At 43.0% G+C, this 17,975-nt stretch carries 19 protein-coding genes; all 19 read left to right on the top strand.

The features are described from left to right. The first annotated feature begins 1 nt into the window (after position 1). The 19 genes from atpB (at position 2) to nuoN (ending at position 17,879) form a co-directional block, all read left to right on the top strand. Entirely contained in the window at positions 2–712 is a 711-nt protein-coding gene (gene atpB / locus FHY47_RS10200) for a F0F1 ATP synthase subunit A (protein WP_066109305.1), read from the top strand. Positions 713–769: 57 nt separating this feature from the next. Further along, a complete protein-coding gene (gene atpE, locus FHY47_RS10205; protein ID WP_066109752.1) occupies positions 770–976 on the top strand; it encodes a F0F1 ATP synthase subunit C in 207 nt (68 codons plus the stop codon). 143 nt (positions 977–1,119) lie between these two features. After that, the gene (atpF, locus tag FHY47_RS10210) at positions 1,120–1,644 is read left to right on the top strand and encodes a F0F1 ATP synthase subunit B (protein WP_139892082.1); all 525 of its coding nucleotides are present in this window, start codon (positions 1,120–1,122) and stop codon (positions 1,642–1,644) included. Then, entirely contained in the window at positions 1,641–2,177 is a 537-nt protein-coding gene (locus FHY47_RS10215) for a F0F1 ATP synthase subunit delta (protein WP_066109301.1), read from the top strand. Before atpF ends, FHY47_RS10215 begins: the two co-directional genes overlap by 4 nt. A 24-nt stretch (positions 2,178–2,201) precedes the next feature. Continuing rightward, positions 2,202–3,710, top strand: a complete 1,509-nt coding sequence (gene atpA / locus FHY47_RS10220) for a F0F1 ATP synthase subunit alpha (RefSeq protein ID WP_066109298.1) — start codon at positions 2,202–2,204, stop codon at positions 3,708–3,710. 35 nt (positions 3,711–3,745) lie between these two features. After that, complete coding sequence (atpG, locus tag FHY47_RS10225) at positions 3,746–4,603, top strand: ATP synthase F1 subunit gamma (protein ID WP_066109294.1); 858 nt, start codon at positions 3,746–3,748, stop codon at positions 4,601–4,603. A gap of 60 nt (positions 4,604–4,663) precedes the next feature. Continuing rightward, the gene (gene atpD / locus FHY47_RS10230; protein WP_066109291.1) at positions 4,664–6,085 is read left to right on the top strand and encodes a F0F1 ATP synthase subunit beta; all 1,422 of its coding nucleotides are present in this window, start codon (positions 4,664–4,666) and stop codon (positions 6,083–6,085) included. Between the two features lie 28 nt (positions 6,086–6,113). Beyond that, positions 6,114–6,521, top strand: a complete 408-nt coding sequence (locus tag FHY47_RS10235; protein ID WP_066109289.1) for a F0F1 ATP synthase subunit epsilon — start codon at positions 6,114–6,116, stop codon at positions 6,519–6,521. Between the two features lie 557 nt (positions 6,522–7,078). Further along, positions 7,079–7,459 (top strand): NADH-quinone oxidoreductase subunit A, encoded by a 381-nt coding sequence (locus FHY47_RS10240; RefSeq protein ID WP_066109283.1) that lies wholly within the window; start codon positions 7,079–7,081, stop codon positions 7,457–7,459. After that, on the top strand, positions 7,450–7,962 hold the full coding sequence (locus tag FHY47_RS10245; protein ID WP_066109280.1) for a NuoB/complex I 20 kDa subunit family protein: 513 nt from the start codon (positions 7,450–7,452) through the stop codon (positions 7,960–7,962). Before FHY47_RS10240 ends, FHY47_RS10245 begins: the two co-directional genes overlap by 10 nt. A 189-nt stretch (positions 7,963–8,151) precedes the next feature. Further along, entirely contained in the window at positions 8,152–9,483 is a 1,332-nt protein-coding gene (locus FHY47_RS10250; RefSeq protein ID WP_483861448.1) for an NADH-quinone oxidoreductase subunit C, read from the top strand. A 6-nt stretch (positions 9,484–9,489) separates the two neighbouring features. Further along, the gene (locus tag FHY47_RS10255; RefSeq protein WP_066103293.1) at positions 9,490–10,590 is read left to right on the top strand and encodes an NADH-quinone oxidoreductase subunit D; all 1,101 of its coding nucleotides are present in this window, start codon (positions 9,490–9,492) and stop codon (positions 10,588–10,590) included. Further along, complete coding sequence (gene nuoH, locus FHY47_RS10260) at positions 10,590–11,591, top strand: NADH-quinone oxidoreductase subunit NuoH (protein ID WP_139892084.1); 1,002 nt, start codon at positions 10,590–10,592, stop codon at positions 11,589–11,591. Before FHY47_RS10255 ends, nuoH begins: the two co-directional genes overlap by 1 nt. A 33-nt stretch (positions 11,592–11,624) precedes the next feature. Then, positions 11,625–12,041, top strand: a complete 417-nt coding sequence (gene nuoI, locus FHY47_RS10265; protein WP_066103287.1) for an NADH-quinone oxidoreductase subunit NuoI — start codon at positions 11,625–11,627, stop codon at positions 12,039–12,041. Next, positions 12,041–12,595, top strand: coding sequence for an NADH-quinone oxidoreductase subunit J (locus FHY47_RS10270; RefSeq protein WP_139892085.1), 555 nt, complete (start codon positions 12,041–12,043; stop codon positions 12,593–12,595). The genes nuoI and FHY47_RS10270 overlap by 1 nt, the downstream gene beginning before the upstream one ends. Continuing rightward, entirely contained in the window at positions 12,592–12,906 is a 315-nt protein-coding gene (nuoK, locus tag FHY47_RS10275; protein WP_066103278.1) for an NADH-quinone oxidoreductase subunit NuoK, read from the top strand. The genes FHY47_RS10270 and nuoK overlap by 4 nt, the downstream gene beginning before the upstream one ends. A 66-nt stretch (positions 12,907–12,972) precedes the next feature. Then, positions 12,973–14,838 (top strand): NADH-quinone oxidoreductase subunit L, encoded by a 1,866-nt coding sequence (gene nuoL / locus FHY47_RS10280; protein WP_148630389.1) that lies wholly within the window; start codon positions 12,973–12,975, stop codon positions 14,836–14,838. After that, entirely contained in the window at positions 14,835–16,355 is a 1,521-nt protein-coding gene (locus tag FHY47_RS10285) for an NADH-quinone oxidoreductase subunit M (RefSeq protein WP_139892087.1), read from the top strand. Before nuoL ends, FHY47_RS10285 begins: the two co-directional genes overlap by 4 nt. Before the next feature lie 3 nt (positions 16,356–16,358). Beyond that, entirely contained in the window at positions 16,359–17,879 is a 1,521-nt protein-coding gene (gene nuoN / locus FHY47_RS10290) for an NADH-quinone oxidoreductase subunit NuoN (RefSeq protein ID WP_139892088.1), read from the top strand. Positions 17,880–17,975 lie beyond the last annotated feature (96 nt).

A 17,975-nucleotide genomic window follows, 5' to 3' on the forward strand; every position in this document is an offset into this window, starting at 1 on the left:
ATTGAATCATGGAGCACCTACAGTCGAATTAATGGGCCTTACTTTTAATCTTGGTAACGTTCTGATGATTACGGTCGCAAGTGTGATTGTATTTTTAATCGCCGTACTGTCGACAAGAAAATTGGCAGTTAAGCCATCTGGTATGCAGAACTTTATGGAGTGGGTCATTGACTTCGTCAGAAACATTATTAATAGCAATATGGACTGGAACACTGGCGGGCGCTTTTTAGTGCTTGGAACGACGCTCATCATGTACATATTTGTTTCAAATATGCTCGGTCTTCCATTCTCAGTTACTTATAATGGAGACCTATGGTGGAAGTCACCAACAGCCGATCCAGTAGTCGCTTTAACCCTTGCAGTAATGATCGTAGTCCTTACAAACTTCTATGGTATCAAAATGCGAGGCTTTAAAGGGTACAGTAAAAACTTTGTATCACCTATGCCGTTCTTATTTCCGCTTAAGATTATTGAGGAGTTCGCGAATACCCTCACACTGGGCTTGCGTCTATTCGGTAATATTTATGCGGGTGAAATCTTACTCAGCCTACTGGCAGGATCTCTTGCAACAGATTTCTGGAGCAGTGCCCTTGCTATTGGTCCAACCATTGTATGGCAAGGTTTCAGTATATTTATCGGAGCAATCCAGGCATTTATCTTTACGATGTTAACAATGGTTTACATGGCCCACAAAGTCAGCGAAGACCATTAATAATATAAAAAATTTAACTATAGTTATACAAATTAAAGGAGGAACTTCATAATGGATTTGGGAGTTATAGCAGCAGCAATCGCAATCGGTTTAGCAGCTCTTGGAGCAGGTATTGGTAATGGTTTGATCGTATCTCGTACAGTAGAGGGAATTGCACGTCAACCAGAAGCACGTGGTATGCTTCAAACTACAATGTTCATCGGGGTAGCTTTAGTTGAGGCGATTCCTATCATCGCGGTTGTTATCGCGTTCATGGTAATGTAATTGACAATACTGATGGCGGAGAATCGAGTGATTATCTTCGCCATTCCTTTATGTTTACTAAAATCTGACCGTGAGTTCACGGTTTAAACGTATATGCACTAAAAAGGTAAGCCGTAAAGACTTCTGAAGGGAGTGAAATAGGGGTGTTATTTAATAATTTGGTACTTGGAGCTGCAGCACATAGCGGACTTAATACAGGAGATATCATCTTCCAATTAGTCTCTTTCATCATCTTGATGCTTTTACTGAAAAAATTCGCATTTGGTCCTCTTATGGGCATTATGAAAGAACGTGAACAACACGTTGCGAGTGAAATTGAAGTAGCAGAAAAGAATCGTGCAGAAGCAGCCGCTTTGTTAGAAGAACAACGTACTATGCTGAAAGAAGCGCGCCAGGAATCTTTATCTCTTATTGAAGAGGCTAAGAAACATGGTGAAAAACAACGCGAAGAAATCATCGTTGTTGCCCGTCAGGAAGCTGAACGTGTGAAAGAGTCAGCGAAACGTGAAATTGAACAGCAAAAAGAACAAGCTATGGTTCAACTTCGTGAGCAAGTTGCATCCTTGTCTGTTCTAATTGCGTCTAAAGTGATTGAAAAAGAACTTAGTGAAGCTGATCAACAAAAATTGATTAACGATTACATTCAAGAGGCAGGAGAAGAGCGATGAGTAATACAGTTGTAGCAAAACGCTATGCAGATGCTCTTTTCCAAATTGCCAAGGAAGATAATCAAATAGACCGTTTGGAAGGCGAAATGCGGACTTTGAAGGAAGTATTTCTATCAAACAAGGAGCTTACTTTATTCCTTGAGCATCCAAAGGTATCTATGGAGAGCAAAAAAGACGCCATAAGAACGGCTTTTGCTACTATGTCTCCATCTATTCAAAACCTGTTAATGATTCTTGTAGACCGTCATCGCGAGGATATTGTGGCGACTTTGGCAGATGAGTTTATTTTATTAGTAAACGAATACACAGGTGTAGTCGATGCTAAAGTTTATTCTGTCCGTCCTTTAACGAAGCAGGAACAAGAAGGCATTTCAAAGGTTTTTGCCCAAAAAATTGGAAAACAGGCACTGCGCATTGAAAATATCGTAGACAGCAGTCTTCTGGGTGGAATCAAGCTGCGAATCGGTAACCGTATTTTTGATGGTACGGTCTCAGGTAAGCTAGAACGCTTGGAACGTCGTTTGCTGGGTTAATATTAGAAGTTAGGGGTGAAATTCATGAGCATCAGAGCTGAAGAAATCAGCGCGCTGATTAAGAAACAAATTGAAGGCTATCAATCTGATATAGAAATGAGTGAAGTCGGCACCGTAATCGTTGTTGGTGACGGTATCGCGCGTGTTCATGGATTGGACAACGTCATGTCCGGAGAGCTGCTTGAGTTCTCAAACGGTGTAGTTGGTATGGCGCAAAACTTGGAAGAAAATAACGTCGGTGTTATTATCCTCGGTCCTTTCCGCGACATTAAAGAAGGAGACGAAGTACGCCGTACAGGCCGCATCATGGAAGTACCAGTAGGTGAGGCTATTATCGGACGTGTCGTTAACCCTCTTGGACAACCACTTGATGGTATGGGTCCAATCGCTACAACTGCAACATTACCGATCGAAAACAATGCACCGGGTGTAATGGATCGTAAGTCTGTACACGAGCCTTTACAAACAGGTCTTAAAGCGATCGATGCCCTTGTTCCTATCGGACGTGGACAACGTGAATTAATCATTGGTGACCGTCAAACAGGTAAAACATCTGTAGCGATTGACACCATTTTGAATCAAAAAGATGAAAACATGATTTGTATCTATGTAGCAATCGGTCAAAAAGAATCAACAGTTCGTGGAACAGTTGAAACTTTCCGTAAGCATGGTGCATTGGATTACACAATCGTTGTTTCAGCATCTGCATCTCAACCAGCTCCATTGCTATACTTGGCTCCTTACAGTGGGGTAACAATGGGTGAATATTTCATGCGCCAAGGCAAGCATGTCCTTGTTGTATATGATGATTTATCTAAGCAAGCAGCAGCATATCGTGAGCTTTCCTTGTTGCTTCGTCGTCCTCCAGGCCGTGAAGCATTCCCAGGGGATGTATTCTACTTGCACTCCCGTCTATTGGAGCGTGCTGCTAAATTGAACGACACACTTGGTGCGGGTTCAATCACAGCATTACCGTTCGTTGAAACACAAGCTGGAGATATCTCCGCTTATATCCCAACAAACGTTATCTCCATCACAGATGGACAAATCTTCTTGCAATCTGATTTATTCTTCTCCGGCGTACGTCCTGCGATTAATGCGGGTCTATCCGTATCCCGTGTAGGTGGATCAGCGCAAATTAAAGCAATGAAAAAAGTTGCCGGTACTCTACGTTTGGACTTGGCATCATTCCGTGAGCTTGAAGCATTCTCCCAATTCGGATCTGACTTGGATAAAGCAACTCAAGCGAAATTAAATCGTGGTCAACGTACAGTTGAAGTATTAAAACAAGATCTTCATAAGCCATTGCGTGTAGAACAACAAGTATTAATTCTATACTGCTTGACTCGTGGATTCTTAGATGATATTCCATTGGCTGATATCAGACGTTTTGAAGCTGAAATCATTGAATGGACTGCACGTAACCACAACGAATTATTTGAACATATCCGCACTACTGGCGATCTGCCAAAAGAAGAGGATATGAAAGCAGCAATCGCTGAATTTAAAAAACAATTTGTTGTATCGGAATAACAGGATAGGCATTTAATAAAGGATGGTGAGAAGAAATGGCATCATTACGTGATATAGATGCGCGTATAAAATCAACGAAAAAGACGAGCCAAATCACAAAAGCCATGCAAATGGTTTCCGCCTCCAAATTGAATCGTGCCGAAGCAAACGCGAAAGCTTTTGTACCGTACATGGAGAAAATCCAAGAGGTCGTAGCGAGCATTGCGAATGGAAGCTCGGATGCATCTCATCCGATGCTGGTCACTCGTCCTGTGAAAAGAACCGGATATCTGGTTATCACTTCCGATCGCGGATTAGCTGGACCATATAATAGTAGTGTCTTAAGAAAAGTTTATCAGACAATCAATGAACGCCATAAATCCCCGGATGAATACGGTATTATCGTTCTTGGGCGGGTGGGAAGTGAATTCTTCCGTATCCGCGGTATGAACGTTATCCAGGAAATGGTCGGATTGTCTGATCAGCCAAGCTTTGATGACATTAAAGAAATAACCGCCAGTACGGTAAAGTTATTCGCAGACGAAACTGTTGACGAAATCTATATGTACTACAACCACTTTATTAGTGCTATTTCCCAAGAAGTAACGGAAACTAAACTTTTACCTCTTGGAAGTGTAGAAAGCGATGCTGTAGCTACACTTTACGAATTCGAACCAAACCAGGAAGAGATTCTTGAAGTGTTACTGCCACAATATGCTGAGAGTTTAATATATGGCGCATTGTTGGATGGTAAGGCAAGCGAACACGCATCACGGATGACAGCAATGAAGAGTGCAACTGATAATGCTTCTGAGCTTATCGGCTCTCTAACATTGACATACAACCGTGCACGCCAAGCTGCAATTACACAAGAAATTACCGAGATTGTCGGCGGAGCCGCTGCACTCGAATAGATAAAATGGAAATATAGATTCGAACATTCACACGGCATAGAGTAAATAGGAGGGAATGGAATGAACATAGGACGCGTTACTCAAGTCATGGGTCCGGTTGTCGACGTTAGATTTGAAAACGGCAAACTACCTGAGATCTATAACGCTCTGAAGATCAACATTTCCAAAGGAGCGCCTGCTGATGAGGCAGAATACCTTACTTTGGAAGTTGCTCTTCACTTAGGCGATGATACGGTTCGTACGATTGCAATGGCTTCTACAGACGGATTAGTCCGTAATGCAGAAGTAATCGATACAGGAGCACCAATTTCTGTACCGGTTGGAGACATAACACTTGGTCGTGTATTCAACGTATTGGGTGAAAAAATTGATTTAGATGCTCCTTTAGAAGGCAACTATCAAAAAGATCCAATCCACAGAGAAGCTCCAAAATTTGAAGAGTTATCTACTGAAGTTGAGATCCTTGAAACAGGTATCAAAGTAGTAGACTTACTTGCACCTTACATCAAAGGTGGAAAAATCGGATTGTTCGGTGGTGCCGGTGTAGGTAAAACTGTATTAATCCAAGAATTAATCAACAATATCGCCCAAGAACACGGTGGTATCTCCGTATTCGCAGGCGTTGGAGAACGTACTCGTGAAGGAAATGACCTTTACCACGAAATGACTGACTCCGGTGTTATCAAGAAAACAGCCATGGTCTTCGGACAAATGAATGAACCGCCTGGTGCACGTATGCGTGTTGCCTTGACAGGTTTGACAATGGCTGAGTATTTCCGTGATGCACAAGGTCAGGACGTACTTTTCTTCATCGATAACATCTTCCGTTTCACACAAGCCGGTTCAGAGGTTTCTGCCCTGCTTGGACGTATGCCATCTGCCGTTGGTTACCAACCAACATTGGCTACAGAAATGGGTCAATTACAAGAACGTATTACATCCACTAACGTGGGTTCTGTTACATCTATTCAAGCAATTTACGTACCAGCCGATGACTACACGGATCCGGCTCCAGCTACAACATTTGCCCACTTAGATGCAACAACAAACCTTGAGCGTAAACTTTCTGAAATGGGTATTTACCCAGCGGTGGATCCGTTGGCATCTACTTCCCGTGCGCTTTCTCCTGAAATCGTAGGAGAAGAACACTATGAAGTTGCCCGTAGCGTTCAATCTACATTACAACGTTACAGAGAGTTGCAAGATATTATTGCCATTCTAGGTATGGATGAATTGGGAGAAGAAGATAAATTAGTTGTTGCCCGTGCACGACGTATTCAAAACTTCTTATCTCAAAACTTCCACGTAGCTGAACAGTTTACTGGTCAAAAAGGTTCTTATGTACCAGTTAAAGAAACTGTTAGAGGCTTCAAAGAAATCCTTGATGGTAAATACGACAACCTTCCTGAAGATGCATTCCGCCTAGTTGGACGCATTGAAGATGTTGTAGAAAAAGCTAAGCAAATGGGCGTTGAGGCTTAACCGAAGGATCTTATAGGAGGGCACATATATGAGAACGATTAAAGTTTCTGTAGTTACTCCTGGCGGTCCTGTGTTGGATGAAGAAGTAGAAATGGTCAGTACGAAAGCAAAAACGGGGGAACTTGGTATTCTTGCCGGACATATTCCAATGGTAGCTCCACTTGATATCGGTTCCGTTCGTTTAAAAACGGGTAACAATACAGAATGGGTTGCTGTATCCGGTGGATTCATGGAAGTCAACGGTGAAGAAGTAACCATACTCGCACAGTCAGCTGAACGTGCTGAAGATATTGATACTGCTCGCGCCAAACAGGCTAAAGCACGTGCTGAAAGACGACTTCAAGACAGACAAGTTGAAATTGATGCACATCGTGCTGAATTGGCACTTAAGCGTGCTTTAAACCGTCTAGATATTGCTGAACAAAGACAACGTTAAACGTTGAATAAACTCCAGGGGAGAGGGGCCCCTGGAGTTTTTTTGTACATAACTTGGCAAATGAGAAATATATATAGAATATGAGGAAGGAAGAATGGAACAAGTGGGATGAGAGGACTTTGTCTCTTGCTGTTGGGTCGGTGGGAGGTCGGTCATAGGTCGGTGGTAGATGGGTGAAAGATCGGTGATAGGTATGCGGAAGGTGGGGGAAAGGAGCTCTGGGGTACCTATCAGGCACCTATGCCCCACCTATACCGGGGTAAAGGTCGGTCAAAGGTATGTGAAAGGTGGGGGAAAGGAGCTCTGGGGTACCTATCAGGCACCTATACCCCACCTATACCGGGGTAAAGGTCGGTCAAAGGTGTGTGAAAGGTCGTAGAAAGCTCTGCTATCAACTACCTATGAGTCACCTATCATCCCCACCTATCCAATAAAATTGAGATAAAAGTGGTATGACCAAAATCACCATATCATATCGACACGTATATATCAGAATGTTATAATGTATACGGTTACATATTGAATATTTAGAAAATTTTAGTGGGAAAAATGGGGGGATGAGATTGGCATCACTACATTGGTATCAGAACAATTATATAATCGTTCTGGTTTTTTTATGCCTTGGAATATTGCTTCCAATTGTAGCATTGTCTTTAGGGAAGTTATTAAGACCTCACAAACCTACCGACGCAAAAGGTACAACCTACGAAAGTGGCTTGGAGCCCTTTCATGATTCAAGGGTTCAATTTAATGTACGTTATTATATCTTTGCCTTGCTGTTTGTTTTATTTGATGTAGAGACCGTATTTCTTTATCCATGGGCGGTAGCCTATGAAAAATTAGGCGTATTTGCATTAATTGAAATGCTGATTTTTGTGTTGATGCTTGTACTTGGATTACTTTATGCCTGGAAAAAGAAGGTGCTGAAATGGAATTAAAATTGGAAGAGCTCTCTCCAAGGGAGAAGGATGAACTGCAACGTACGATATTTTTGGCAACACTGGAACAGGTAAAGGGATGGGCGAGAGGAAATTCCCTATGGCCACTTACATTTGGACTGGCATGCTGTGCTATTGAAATGATGGCTGTTGGTTCCTCGCATTATGATGTTGATCGATTTGGTTCCTTTTTTCGTACATCTCCACGTCAATCAGACGTCATGATTGTTTCAGGGACTGTGACAAAGAAAATGGCTCCTATTTTAAGAAGACTGTATGACCAAATGCCTGAACCGAAGTGGGTCATCGCGATGGGTTCCTGTGCTACCGCAGGAGGTCCATATGTGCGCTCCTATAGTGTAGTGAAGGGAGTCGACCAAATAGTGCCGGTTGATGTCTATATACCAGGATGTCCTCCCAATCCTGCAGCTCTCATATATGGAATCAATAAATTGAAGGAAAAGATTAAATATGAGGCGAAAACTGGGAAGAAGGTGTTGTAGTTGAGCGAAAAAGACTTATCCCAGCAAAAGAAAGAGGCAGCAGAAAAGGCGAAGGAAGCAGCCAAACAAAAGCTTGCTGAAAAGCAATCCTCCGAGCAATCACCTAAAGCAGATCCTCATCAAGATAAAGATGATATCGCTCTCGCGAAAGCAAAAGCGGCAGCCGCGGCCAAGGCAAAGGCAGCTGCAATAGCGAAGCAAAAACGGACAGAGGGAGAAGCAAACTCTGAGTCCACCACACCGCCAGAGGAAACAGAAAAAGAAAAAGCCATCGCCCTCGCGAAAGCAAAAGCAGCAGCCGCAGCCAAGGCAAAAGCAGCCGCAATAGCGAAGCAAAAACGAATAGAGGGAGAAGCAAACTCCGAGAACGCCACACCGCCAGAGGAAACAGAAAAAGAAAAAGCCATCGCTCTCGCGAAAGCAAAAGCGGCAGCCGCAGCCAAGGCAAAAGCAGCCGCAATAGCGAAGCAAAAACGAATAGAGGGAGAAGCAAACTCCGAGAACGCCACACCGCCAGAGGAAACAGAAACAGAAAAAGAAAAAGCCATCGCCCTCGCGAAAGCAAAAGCGGCAGCCGCAGCCAAGGCAAAGGCAGCTGCATTGGCGAAGCAAAAACGAACAGAGGGAGAAGCAAACTCTGAATCCACCACATCGCCAGAGGAAACAGAAAAAGAAAAAGCGATCGCCCTCGCGAAAGCAAAAGCGGCAGCAGCGGCCAAAGCAAAGGCGGCAGCATTGGCGAAGCAAAAACGCACAGATGGAGAAGCAAACTCTGAATCCGCCACACCGTCAGAGGAAACAGAAAAAGAAAAAGCCATCGCCCTCGCGAAAGCAAAGGCGGCAGCCGCAGCCAAGGCAAAGGCAGCTGCATTAGCGAAGCAAAAACGGACAGAGGGAGACACCGAATCCACCAAACCACTAGAAGAAACAGAAAAAGCCAAAGCAATTGCAGTAGCAAAGGCAAAAGCCGCGGCAGCAGCCAAGGCGAAATCAAAACTTGCCGAAAAAACATCCGCACCTGCATCAGAAGAAGCGCCATCTCCAAATCAATCCCTGCTTGATACCTATCGAACGATACTTGAAACCAATATTGGAACTGAAATTTTGGAAGATGCCTATATTAATAGGCTTTCTAAGGATGTACCAACGATTGTTTTAAAAAAGGAAGCATACTATCGAACTCTCGAATTTTTACGAAAAAATGAGCAACTGAAGTTTAATTATTTATCTGAGATTCACGGAACAGACTTTGTCACCCATTTCGAGGTATATTTATATTTGTATTCATTTCCATATCAGCGTGAAATTGTCATTAAGGTCAAGGTGGATCGAGAGCAGCCAGAGCTGGAATCTGTCGTGCCGTTATGGATAGGTGCAAATTGGGCAGAGTCAGAAATATATGATTTGCTGGGCATAACGTTTACAGGCCATCCGAACTTAGAACGAATACTACTTGGGGAAGACTGGGTTGGTCATCCACTGCGCAAGGATTATGAGCAGTATGATGATGTGGAGGTGTAGGAGGGCATGATTCGAACGGAAGAAATGCTTTTGAATGTAGGGCCGCAGCATCCAAGTACACATGGTGTTCTGCGGATTGTCGTTAAAATTGATGGAGAAATCATTACCGAGGCAAAACCGGTTATTGGCTATTTACATAGAGGAACGGAAAAGCTGGCGGAGAACCTGCAATACACTCAAATTATTCCCTACACCGACCGGCTTGATTATTTATCTGCCATGACCAATAACTATGTGCTCTGCCATGCGGTCGAAACAATGATGAAGATTGAAGTGCCGGACCGGGCTGAGTATTTAAGGGTTATGGCCATGGAACTGGGGCGGATATCGAGCCATCTTGTGGCATGGGGGACATTCGTGCTGGATTTGGGAGCGACCAGTCCATTTATCTATGCATTCAGGGAAAGGGAAATGATTCTTAATTTCCTGAATGAGCTATCTGGTGCCCGACTGACATTTAATTATATGCGTGTTGGTGGTGTGAAATGGGATGCACCGGATGGATGGATTCAAAAGGTGGCTGAATTTATTCCATATATGCGTGAACAGCTGCAGGGATACCGTCAACTGGTAAGCGGAAATGAGATCTTTTTGACACGGGTGAAGGGTATAGGAATTTACTCCGCTGAAGAAGCGATTGCCTATTCATTAAGCGGTCCAAATTTAAGATGCACAGGTGTGAAACAGGACTTACGAAAAACGGCTCCTTATTCGATTTATGACCGTTTTGATTTTAAAATAGTTACACGTGAAACAGGGGATGTGTTATCCAGATATGAAATTCGTCTGGATGAAATCGAAGAATCCTTAAAGATTCTTGAACAATGTATTGAACAATTTCCTTCTGATGGGCCTGTTATGGCTAAGGTTCCAAAAATAATAAAGCCGCCAAAAGGGGAAGGGTACGTCCGAATTGAATCACCAAGAGGAGAAATCGGTTGTTACATAGCGAGCGAGGGAAAAAAAGAGCCGTACCGTCTTAAATTCAGGCGCCCGTCTTTTTACAACCTGCAAATTTTGCCGAAGTTATTAAAGGGAGAAAATATCGCCAATCTGGTTGCAATATTGGGTGCAATTGATATTGTCCTTGGGGAGGTTGATGGGTAATGATTCAAAATTTACTTACCTCAACTCCGAGCTGGAGTTCATTTGCAGTCTTTGCTGGTTCGGCAATTGTACTCATGTTCGTCATACTGGGATTCGTGACATTTGCCATTTTAGCAGAGCGAAAGGTTATGGGGTATATGCAGCTGCGCCATGGACCCAATCAGCTTGGAGGGAAATGGGGCTTACTCCAGACAGTTGCAGATGTCCTCAAATTACTACTTAAGGAAGATACGATTCCGGATCAGGCTGATAAACCATTGTTTAAATTGGCTCCCTTTATTGCGTTTGCACCTGCGATGGTTGTTGTAGCTACATTGCCATTCACAGAAGCTCTGCAATTTGCGGATTTGGGTGTAGGGTTGCTCTATTATATTGCAGTATCTGGGGTTAGTACAGTTGGGATATTGGCAGCAGGATGGGCTTCCAATAATAAATATTCCTTAATGGGCGGGATGCGTGCAGGTGCACAAATGATTTCCTATGAGGTTCCGCTCGTCATGTCTGTGATTGGGATTGTTCTCTTAACAGGCAGCTTAAATTTAAATGATATTGTAGAATCCCAGGCAGGTGTTTGGAATATTATCCGCCAGCCAATTGCGTTTGTTGTCTTTCTGATAGCGGCAGTAGCAGAATTAAATCGCGTTCCTTTTGATTTATCCGAGGCTGAATCGGAGCTGGTAGCAGGATTTCATGTTGAATATTCGGGTTTTAGATGGGCATTCTTTATGCTTTCAGAGTATGTGTACATGTTTGCGATGGCCACATTGACTGTAATCCTGTTTTTTGGAGGGTGGCAGCCTCTCCCGTTCCTTGATTGGATTCCAGGTGCCGTTTGGTTCAGCTTGAAATGGTTTGCGGTCACGTTTTTCCTAGTTTGGATTCGTGTGACGTTCCCACGTTTACGAGCAGATCATTTAATGGAGTTTGGCTGGAAGGTGTTATTGCCGGTTGCCTTACTAAATATCTTTGTAACAGCATTAGTCATAAAAATAATAGCCTAAGATAGAGAGAGTAATAGAGGGAGGGAGAAAAAAATGTTCGGTTTAGCTAAGGGTCTGAAGTACACACTGAAGAATTTATCTCGTGAAAAAGTGACCTACGATTATCCAAATGAGTCGATTATGGTACCCGATCGTTTCCGCGGCATTCAAAAATTTTATCCCGAAAAATGCATTGTATGTAATCAATGTATGAATATTTGTCCAACAGATTGTATTCATCTGACAGGTAAAAAACACCCTGACTCTACTAAAAAAGGCAAAATTATCGATACCTATGATATAAATTTTGAGATTTGTATACTATGTGATTTATGCACAGAGGTTTGTCCGACTGAAGCCATTGTGATGACGAATAATTTTGAACTGGCGGAGTATAGCCGGGATGAGTTATTTAAGAATCTGGAGTGGCTTGATGAAAATGACGAAAATATTCGAAAGGTGAATCAATAATGAGTGGAGAAATGACAGCATTCATTGTGCTGGGATTAATAGCAATCTGCGGCGCTGTGCTGATGATCCATCTAACCAAGGTCATGCATATGATGGTGTCACTTGTGTTTACCTTTATCAGCATTGCCGGAATCTATGTGTTACTGTCAGCAGAGTTTGTGGCGGTAGTCCAAATCATGATTTATTCTGGAGCGATCACAATCATTATGCTTTTTGGAATTATGCTGACCAATCACCGGGATCCAAGTGTAACAAAGGCAGGCATGTGGAGGAAAGCCTTTGTCCTAATAGGAGTTTTGGGCTTTGCAGGTGCAGTCTATGCAGGCATCTACAATTTAAACTTTGCAGAGACTGTCAATACAGCAGGTGGCGAGACAGATCTGGTCAGCCAATCGAGTACTCTGCATTTAAATAATACAGAGAAAATTGGGATTGCTATTTATACGAAATTTGTGATTCCATTTGAGCTTGTATCCGTATTGCTGCTGGTTGCCTTGGTAGGTGCCGTCGTATTGGCGAAAAAAGATGATCAGAAGGAGGGGGAGGAGAAATGACTTCAGTTCCGCTTCCTGCCTATTTAACACTAGCGTTGACACTATTCTGTATTGGGCTTTATGGTGCTCTGACAAAGCGAAATATAATTATTGTCCTCGTATCGATTGAATTAATGCTAAATGCCGTGAATATCAATCTAGTAGCTTTCAGTAAGCTTGGACCGGCCCCTGCCATAACCGGGCAGGTATTTGCTTTGTTTGCGATTGCAGTAGCAGCTGCCGAGGCTGCAGTAGGACTCGCGATTTTATTTTCACTTTATCGGAATCGAAAAACTGTCAATATAGATGAAATGGACACATTGAAAAATTAACGTCAATGGATAACACGAATTGAAGAGGGGAACTGCTGCTCTTCAATCATAAGGGGAAATGTTTATATGATGAAGCTTGTATGGGTCATTCCTCTTTTCCCGCTCCTGTCATTTGTGCTTCTGCTTGTGGTTGGAAAGAGGCTGAAGGCTTCGAGTGCATACATAGGGATTGGCTTCACGTTACTTACTTTCCTTTTCTCCCTCCTGGTTCTCATTGGCCGCCTTCAATCACCAGACTATCGCTCTGTAGTGGATTGGCTAAGAATTGGTGAGAACCAAGTGACAATGGGGGTAGAGGTAAACCAATTAAATGCGTTGATGCTGGTGATTGTTTCACTTGTAAGCTTACTGGTACATATTTATTCAATTGGGTATATGCAAGGCGATGGAAGGGTGCCTGTTTTCTTTGCTTATTTGGGGCTGTTTACATTCGCCATGCTGGGTTTGGTGGTTTCACCGAATCTCCTGCAGCTCTATATCTTTTGGGAATTGGTCGGATTGGGATCATTCCTGTTGATTGGCTTTTATTTTTACAAGGATGCTGCCAGGCGCGCAGCTAAAAAAGCGTTTATTATGACCAGAATTGGAGATATCGGACTTTTAATCGGCATTATCCTCTTATTCTGGAAAACAGGCAGCTTTGAGTATGAAGCGATTTTCTCAGCTGTAGAAAATGGAGTCCTGACTTCAGGCTGGATTACAGCCACAGCGCTGTTGATTTTTATTGGTGCTATCGGGAAATCTGGCCAGTTTCCATTACATACATGGCTTCCTGACGCGATGGAAGGCCCGACTCCCGTATCGGCATTAATCCATGCCGCTACCATGGTGGCAGCCGGCGTCTATTTAGTCGCAACGATGTTTCCTCTGTTTGCAGCGAGTGAAACAGCCATGCTGACTGTAGCGATTGTTGGTGCGTTTACAGCCAACTTTGCCGCTGCAATTGCCACAGTCCAAAAGGATATTAAACGGATCTTGGCTTACTCCACGGTCAGCCAGCTCGGCTATATGATGCTCGCACTTGGGACAGCAGGCTATGTGGCCGGTGTATTCCATTTAACGACTCATGCATTTTTTAAAGCACTATTGTTCCTGGCAGCCGGCAGTGTCATCCATGCTGTTCATACTCAAAATATCGACGAGATGGGTGGCTTGTGGAAAAAATTACGGCGAACTGGTCCATTGTTTTTAATCGGGACATTGGCCTTAACCGGATTTCCACTCCTATCAGGATTCTTTAGTAAGGATGAGATTCTTATATCTGTTTGGGAGAGCGGCCATACCGTCCTATTTATAGTTGCATTACTAACATCCATTTTGACGGCTTTTTATATGTTCCGCCTGTTCTTTATCGTATTTTGGGGACCATCATGTAATGAAACAAAGGATGTGCAGGAATCACCTGGTTCCATGACAGCTCCGATGATGATACTTGCTGTACTTTCTATCTTTGCAGGCTATGTTAACACCCCGTGGTTTGGAACTTTTCTTGGGGATTGGCTGGCTGATGGGAACCGATATCTGGACCATGCACATATAGAGGGGCCAATTTGGATACCTATTGTGGCAACTCTTGCCTTTTTAATTGGAAGCGGCACCGCCTGGCTGATTTATGGTAAAAGGAAAAGTGTCGGTGTGGAGAAGGAAGTTCCGGGACCGCTTTATCAAATACTGGAGAACAAATTTTATATCGATGAATTTTACGAGTTTACAATTGTGCGGATGGTGAAGGGCTTCGGAATGATTCTCTCCTGGGTTGAAAAATATATCCTGCAGGGAATTGTGTCATATGTTTCTTACTTGATCAATTTTGGCGCTACTAAAGGTGCCAATGCGCATAATGGCCAAATGCAGATATATGGGACGATTGCTCTGATTGGCCTGGCTGCCGTACTTGTGATCTTTGCATGGACAGGAGGGTATGTCAGATGAACCCATATATTCTTAGTTTGCTCGTTTTCTCCCCTTTGCTAGGGATAGCTGGATTAATGTTTGTTTCGAAAAACAATGAAAACGCACTGAAACGATTAGGTATATTGGGAACCATTCCACCATTGATTCTTACAATCTACCTATATAGTGAATATCTATCTGGAACGAAATTTACGGTGTTTTCGGTTTTTCATAAGTGGTTTCAATTAGGAGGCGGGGGAGTTAGGCAAAGTCAATTATATGCCATACCCTTTGAACTGAGCCTGAACGGAATCTCCCTTGTGATGGTAATTCTTACAGCGATTTTATCAACATTGGCAGCACTAGCCTCTGTTCTTCAGATAAAAAAAGAATGGAAGGGCTATTTTATTCTTCTTCTCTTATTAGAGGTTGGTATGCTGGGTGTCTTCCTATCTCAGAATCTGATTTTATTCTTCCTCTTCTTTGAGGTTACCTTGGTGGCCATGTTCTTCTTGATTGGGAAATGGGGTTATTTCGACAAAGAAAAAGCCGCATTTAGCTTCTTGATTTATAACGGCTTAGGCTCTTGTATCCTCTTGTTTGTCATCATGGTACTTTTTGCGAGAACCGGCACAGCCAATATTGAGATATTGGGGCAAATCTTATCAGTTGGCGGGCAGACGCTTCTAGCTCCAATCAGTACAGAATTGAAATATATCCTCTTTACGGGGATTGTCATCGCTTTTGGAATCAAGCTGCCGATTTTTCCGTTCCATTCCTGGATGCTGCGAGTCCATGTACAGGCGCCTCCAGCAATTGTTATGCTGCATGCCGGAGTATTACTGAAGATTGGTGCTTATGGGTTAATCAGATTTGGAATGGGATTGTTCCCAGGTGAGTTTAAAGAGATGGCCTTTTGGATTGCTTTGCTTGGCGTCATTAATTTCCTATATGGTGCTTGGCTTGCTTTGCAACAAACGGATTTCAAGCTCGTGCTGGCCTATTCCTCAATCTCTCATATGGGAATTGTCCTTATGGGACTGGGGGCATTAAATACAGCAGGAATTCAGGGTGCTTTATTTCAGGTTGTATCTCATGGCTTGATCGCCGCCTTGCTTTTTTTACTGGTTGGCTTTCTTTATGAAAGAGTCGGAACTACAAATCTGAAAGAACTTGGTGGATTGGCTAAATCTATTCCGGTTTTCTCGGGGATTTTACTGGCAGGAGGGATGGCTTCACTCGGTTTGCCGGGGATGTCCGGTTTTATCAGTGAATTCATGGCGTTCATGGGATTGTTTAAGACCGAACCAATCCTTGCTGCCATTGGTACGTTAGGAATTGTATTGACTGCTGTTTACGTGCTGCGTGCCGTTCTAAATATGACATTTGGAGCGCCCAAGAACGAGTTATCCATCGCCGACTTAAAACCGAACGAAGCGGTACTGGCATTTGTATTACTTGGTTTTATTATTTTGATCGGCGTCTGCCCTGCCATCCTGGAAGGACCGCTTCAGGCTGAAATTGCTGACATGATGACAGGGATAGGGGGTGACTAAGATATGGATATGGAAACATTACTGTCGATGAACTGGAATTTAATGATACCTGAATTTATAATCCTTGGTGCAGCGATCATCCTCTCTATATTGGATTTATGCATGCCTAAACAATTTGGAAGAAAGGTACTTGGCTGGTTTGCTTTTGGTAGTATCGGGCTTGCCATCATTTCTTTAATTGGCTTATTCCCATTGGAGGCTGGCTCGATTTTGTATGATACATTCCGATTGGACGCCTTTGCCAAAGCATTTAAGCTTATACTTTTGATTGGATTAGCCTTTGTCATGGTGCTGGCTGTGGTACATAAACCGAGAGCTGGGATGCAGCCGTATCAGGCAGAATTTTATTATTTACTTCTAACTGCTTTATTAGGTGCCATGATCATGACATCAAGCGGAGATTTGATTACATTGTTTGTGGGGCTAGAGCTTTTGTCCGTTTCATCCTATATTCTGGCTGGAATGCAGAAAAATAACCGAAAATCAGCTGAAGCTTCAATGAAATATGTGGTCAATGGGGGAATCTCGACAGCCATCATCCTGTTTGCACTGAGTTATATGTACGGCGTGAGCGGGACGACGAATATATTCGAAATTGGAACTATATTTGCCACCCAAGAAAACTCGCAGCTTCAATATATTGCTGGACTATCCTTCTTTATTTTCGTAATCGGGATATCCTTCAAGCTGGCAACCGTGCCTTTCCATATGTGGGCACCTGATGTATATGAAGGATCGCCGACGCCGGTGACTGCCTTCTTGAGTATTGTTTCAAAAGCAGCAGGCTTTGCGCTTTTACTTCGTATCGTTGTTACCGTGTTTTTAACAGCAACAATGGATGATATCGGATTCCTATCGATTTTTACGGCCAATCAAAACTATCTGGCTGTCCTGGCTAGTATAACGATGATTGCCGGAAATCTAATTGCATTAAGGCAAAAGAATCTGAAACGAATGCTTGCTTATTCAAGCATTGCCCATGCAGGATATTTGCTTGCTGCGGTTACAGCCTTTGGAGAATATACGATTGAATCGATTTGGTACTATTTTGCTGCATACATCCTAATGATGACCGGGGCCTTTGCCGTCATCCAATTCATAGCAGAAGATAGGAAGATTGGGGACGAGGATCAATATATGATGGCCGGCCTGTATAAAAAATCACCATTTTTGGCGGTTTCCATGTGTATTTTCATTCTCTCCATGGCAGGAATTCCTGGTACGGCAGGATTCATTGCAAAGCTGAATATTTTCATGAACCTTTTTGCGAAGGAACAAGGCCATTATATACTGGCAGCAATCATGCTGGTGACTACCGTAATTTCCTATCTCTATTACTTCAACATCATTGTCCATCTCTTTATGAGGACGGAAGAAGAAACAAAAGGTAAGATGAAAATATCAGTCATCCACTATGTAATCGGAATTTGTGCTGTGGGATCGATCCTGTTCGGATTATTCCCTCATTATTTGCTCGATTTCTTCCATCAGAACTTCACGGATATATATCAAATGTTAAAATAAATTTACATGACCAGGAGGGAAAATACCTCCTGGCTTTTTATTTGTTTTCTTTGTAAAGAAAACTTAATAATTACCATTAAATTGTGAAGAAGTGAA

Origin of the sequence: Bacillus sp. E214, assembly GCF_008087365.1 — a bacterium.
In the GTDB taxonomy this organism is placed as follows: domain Bacteria; phylum Bacillota; class Bacilli; order Bacillales; family Pradoshiaceae; genus Pradoshia.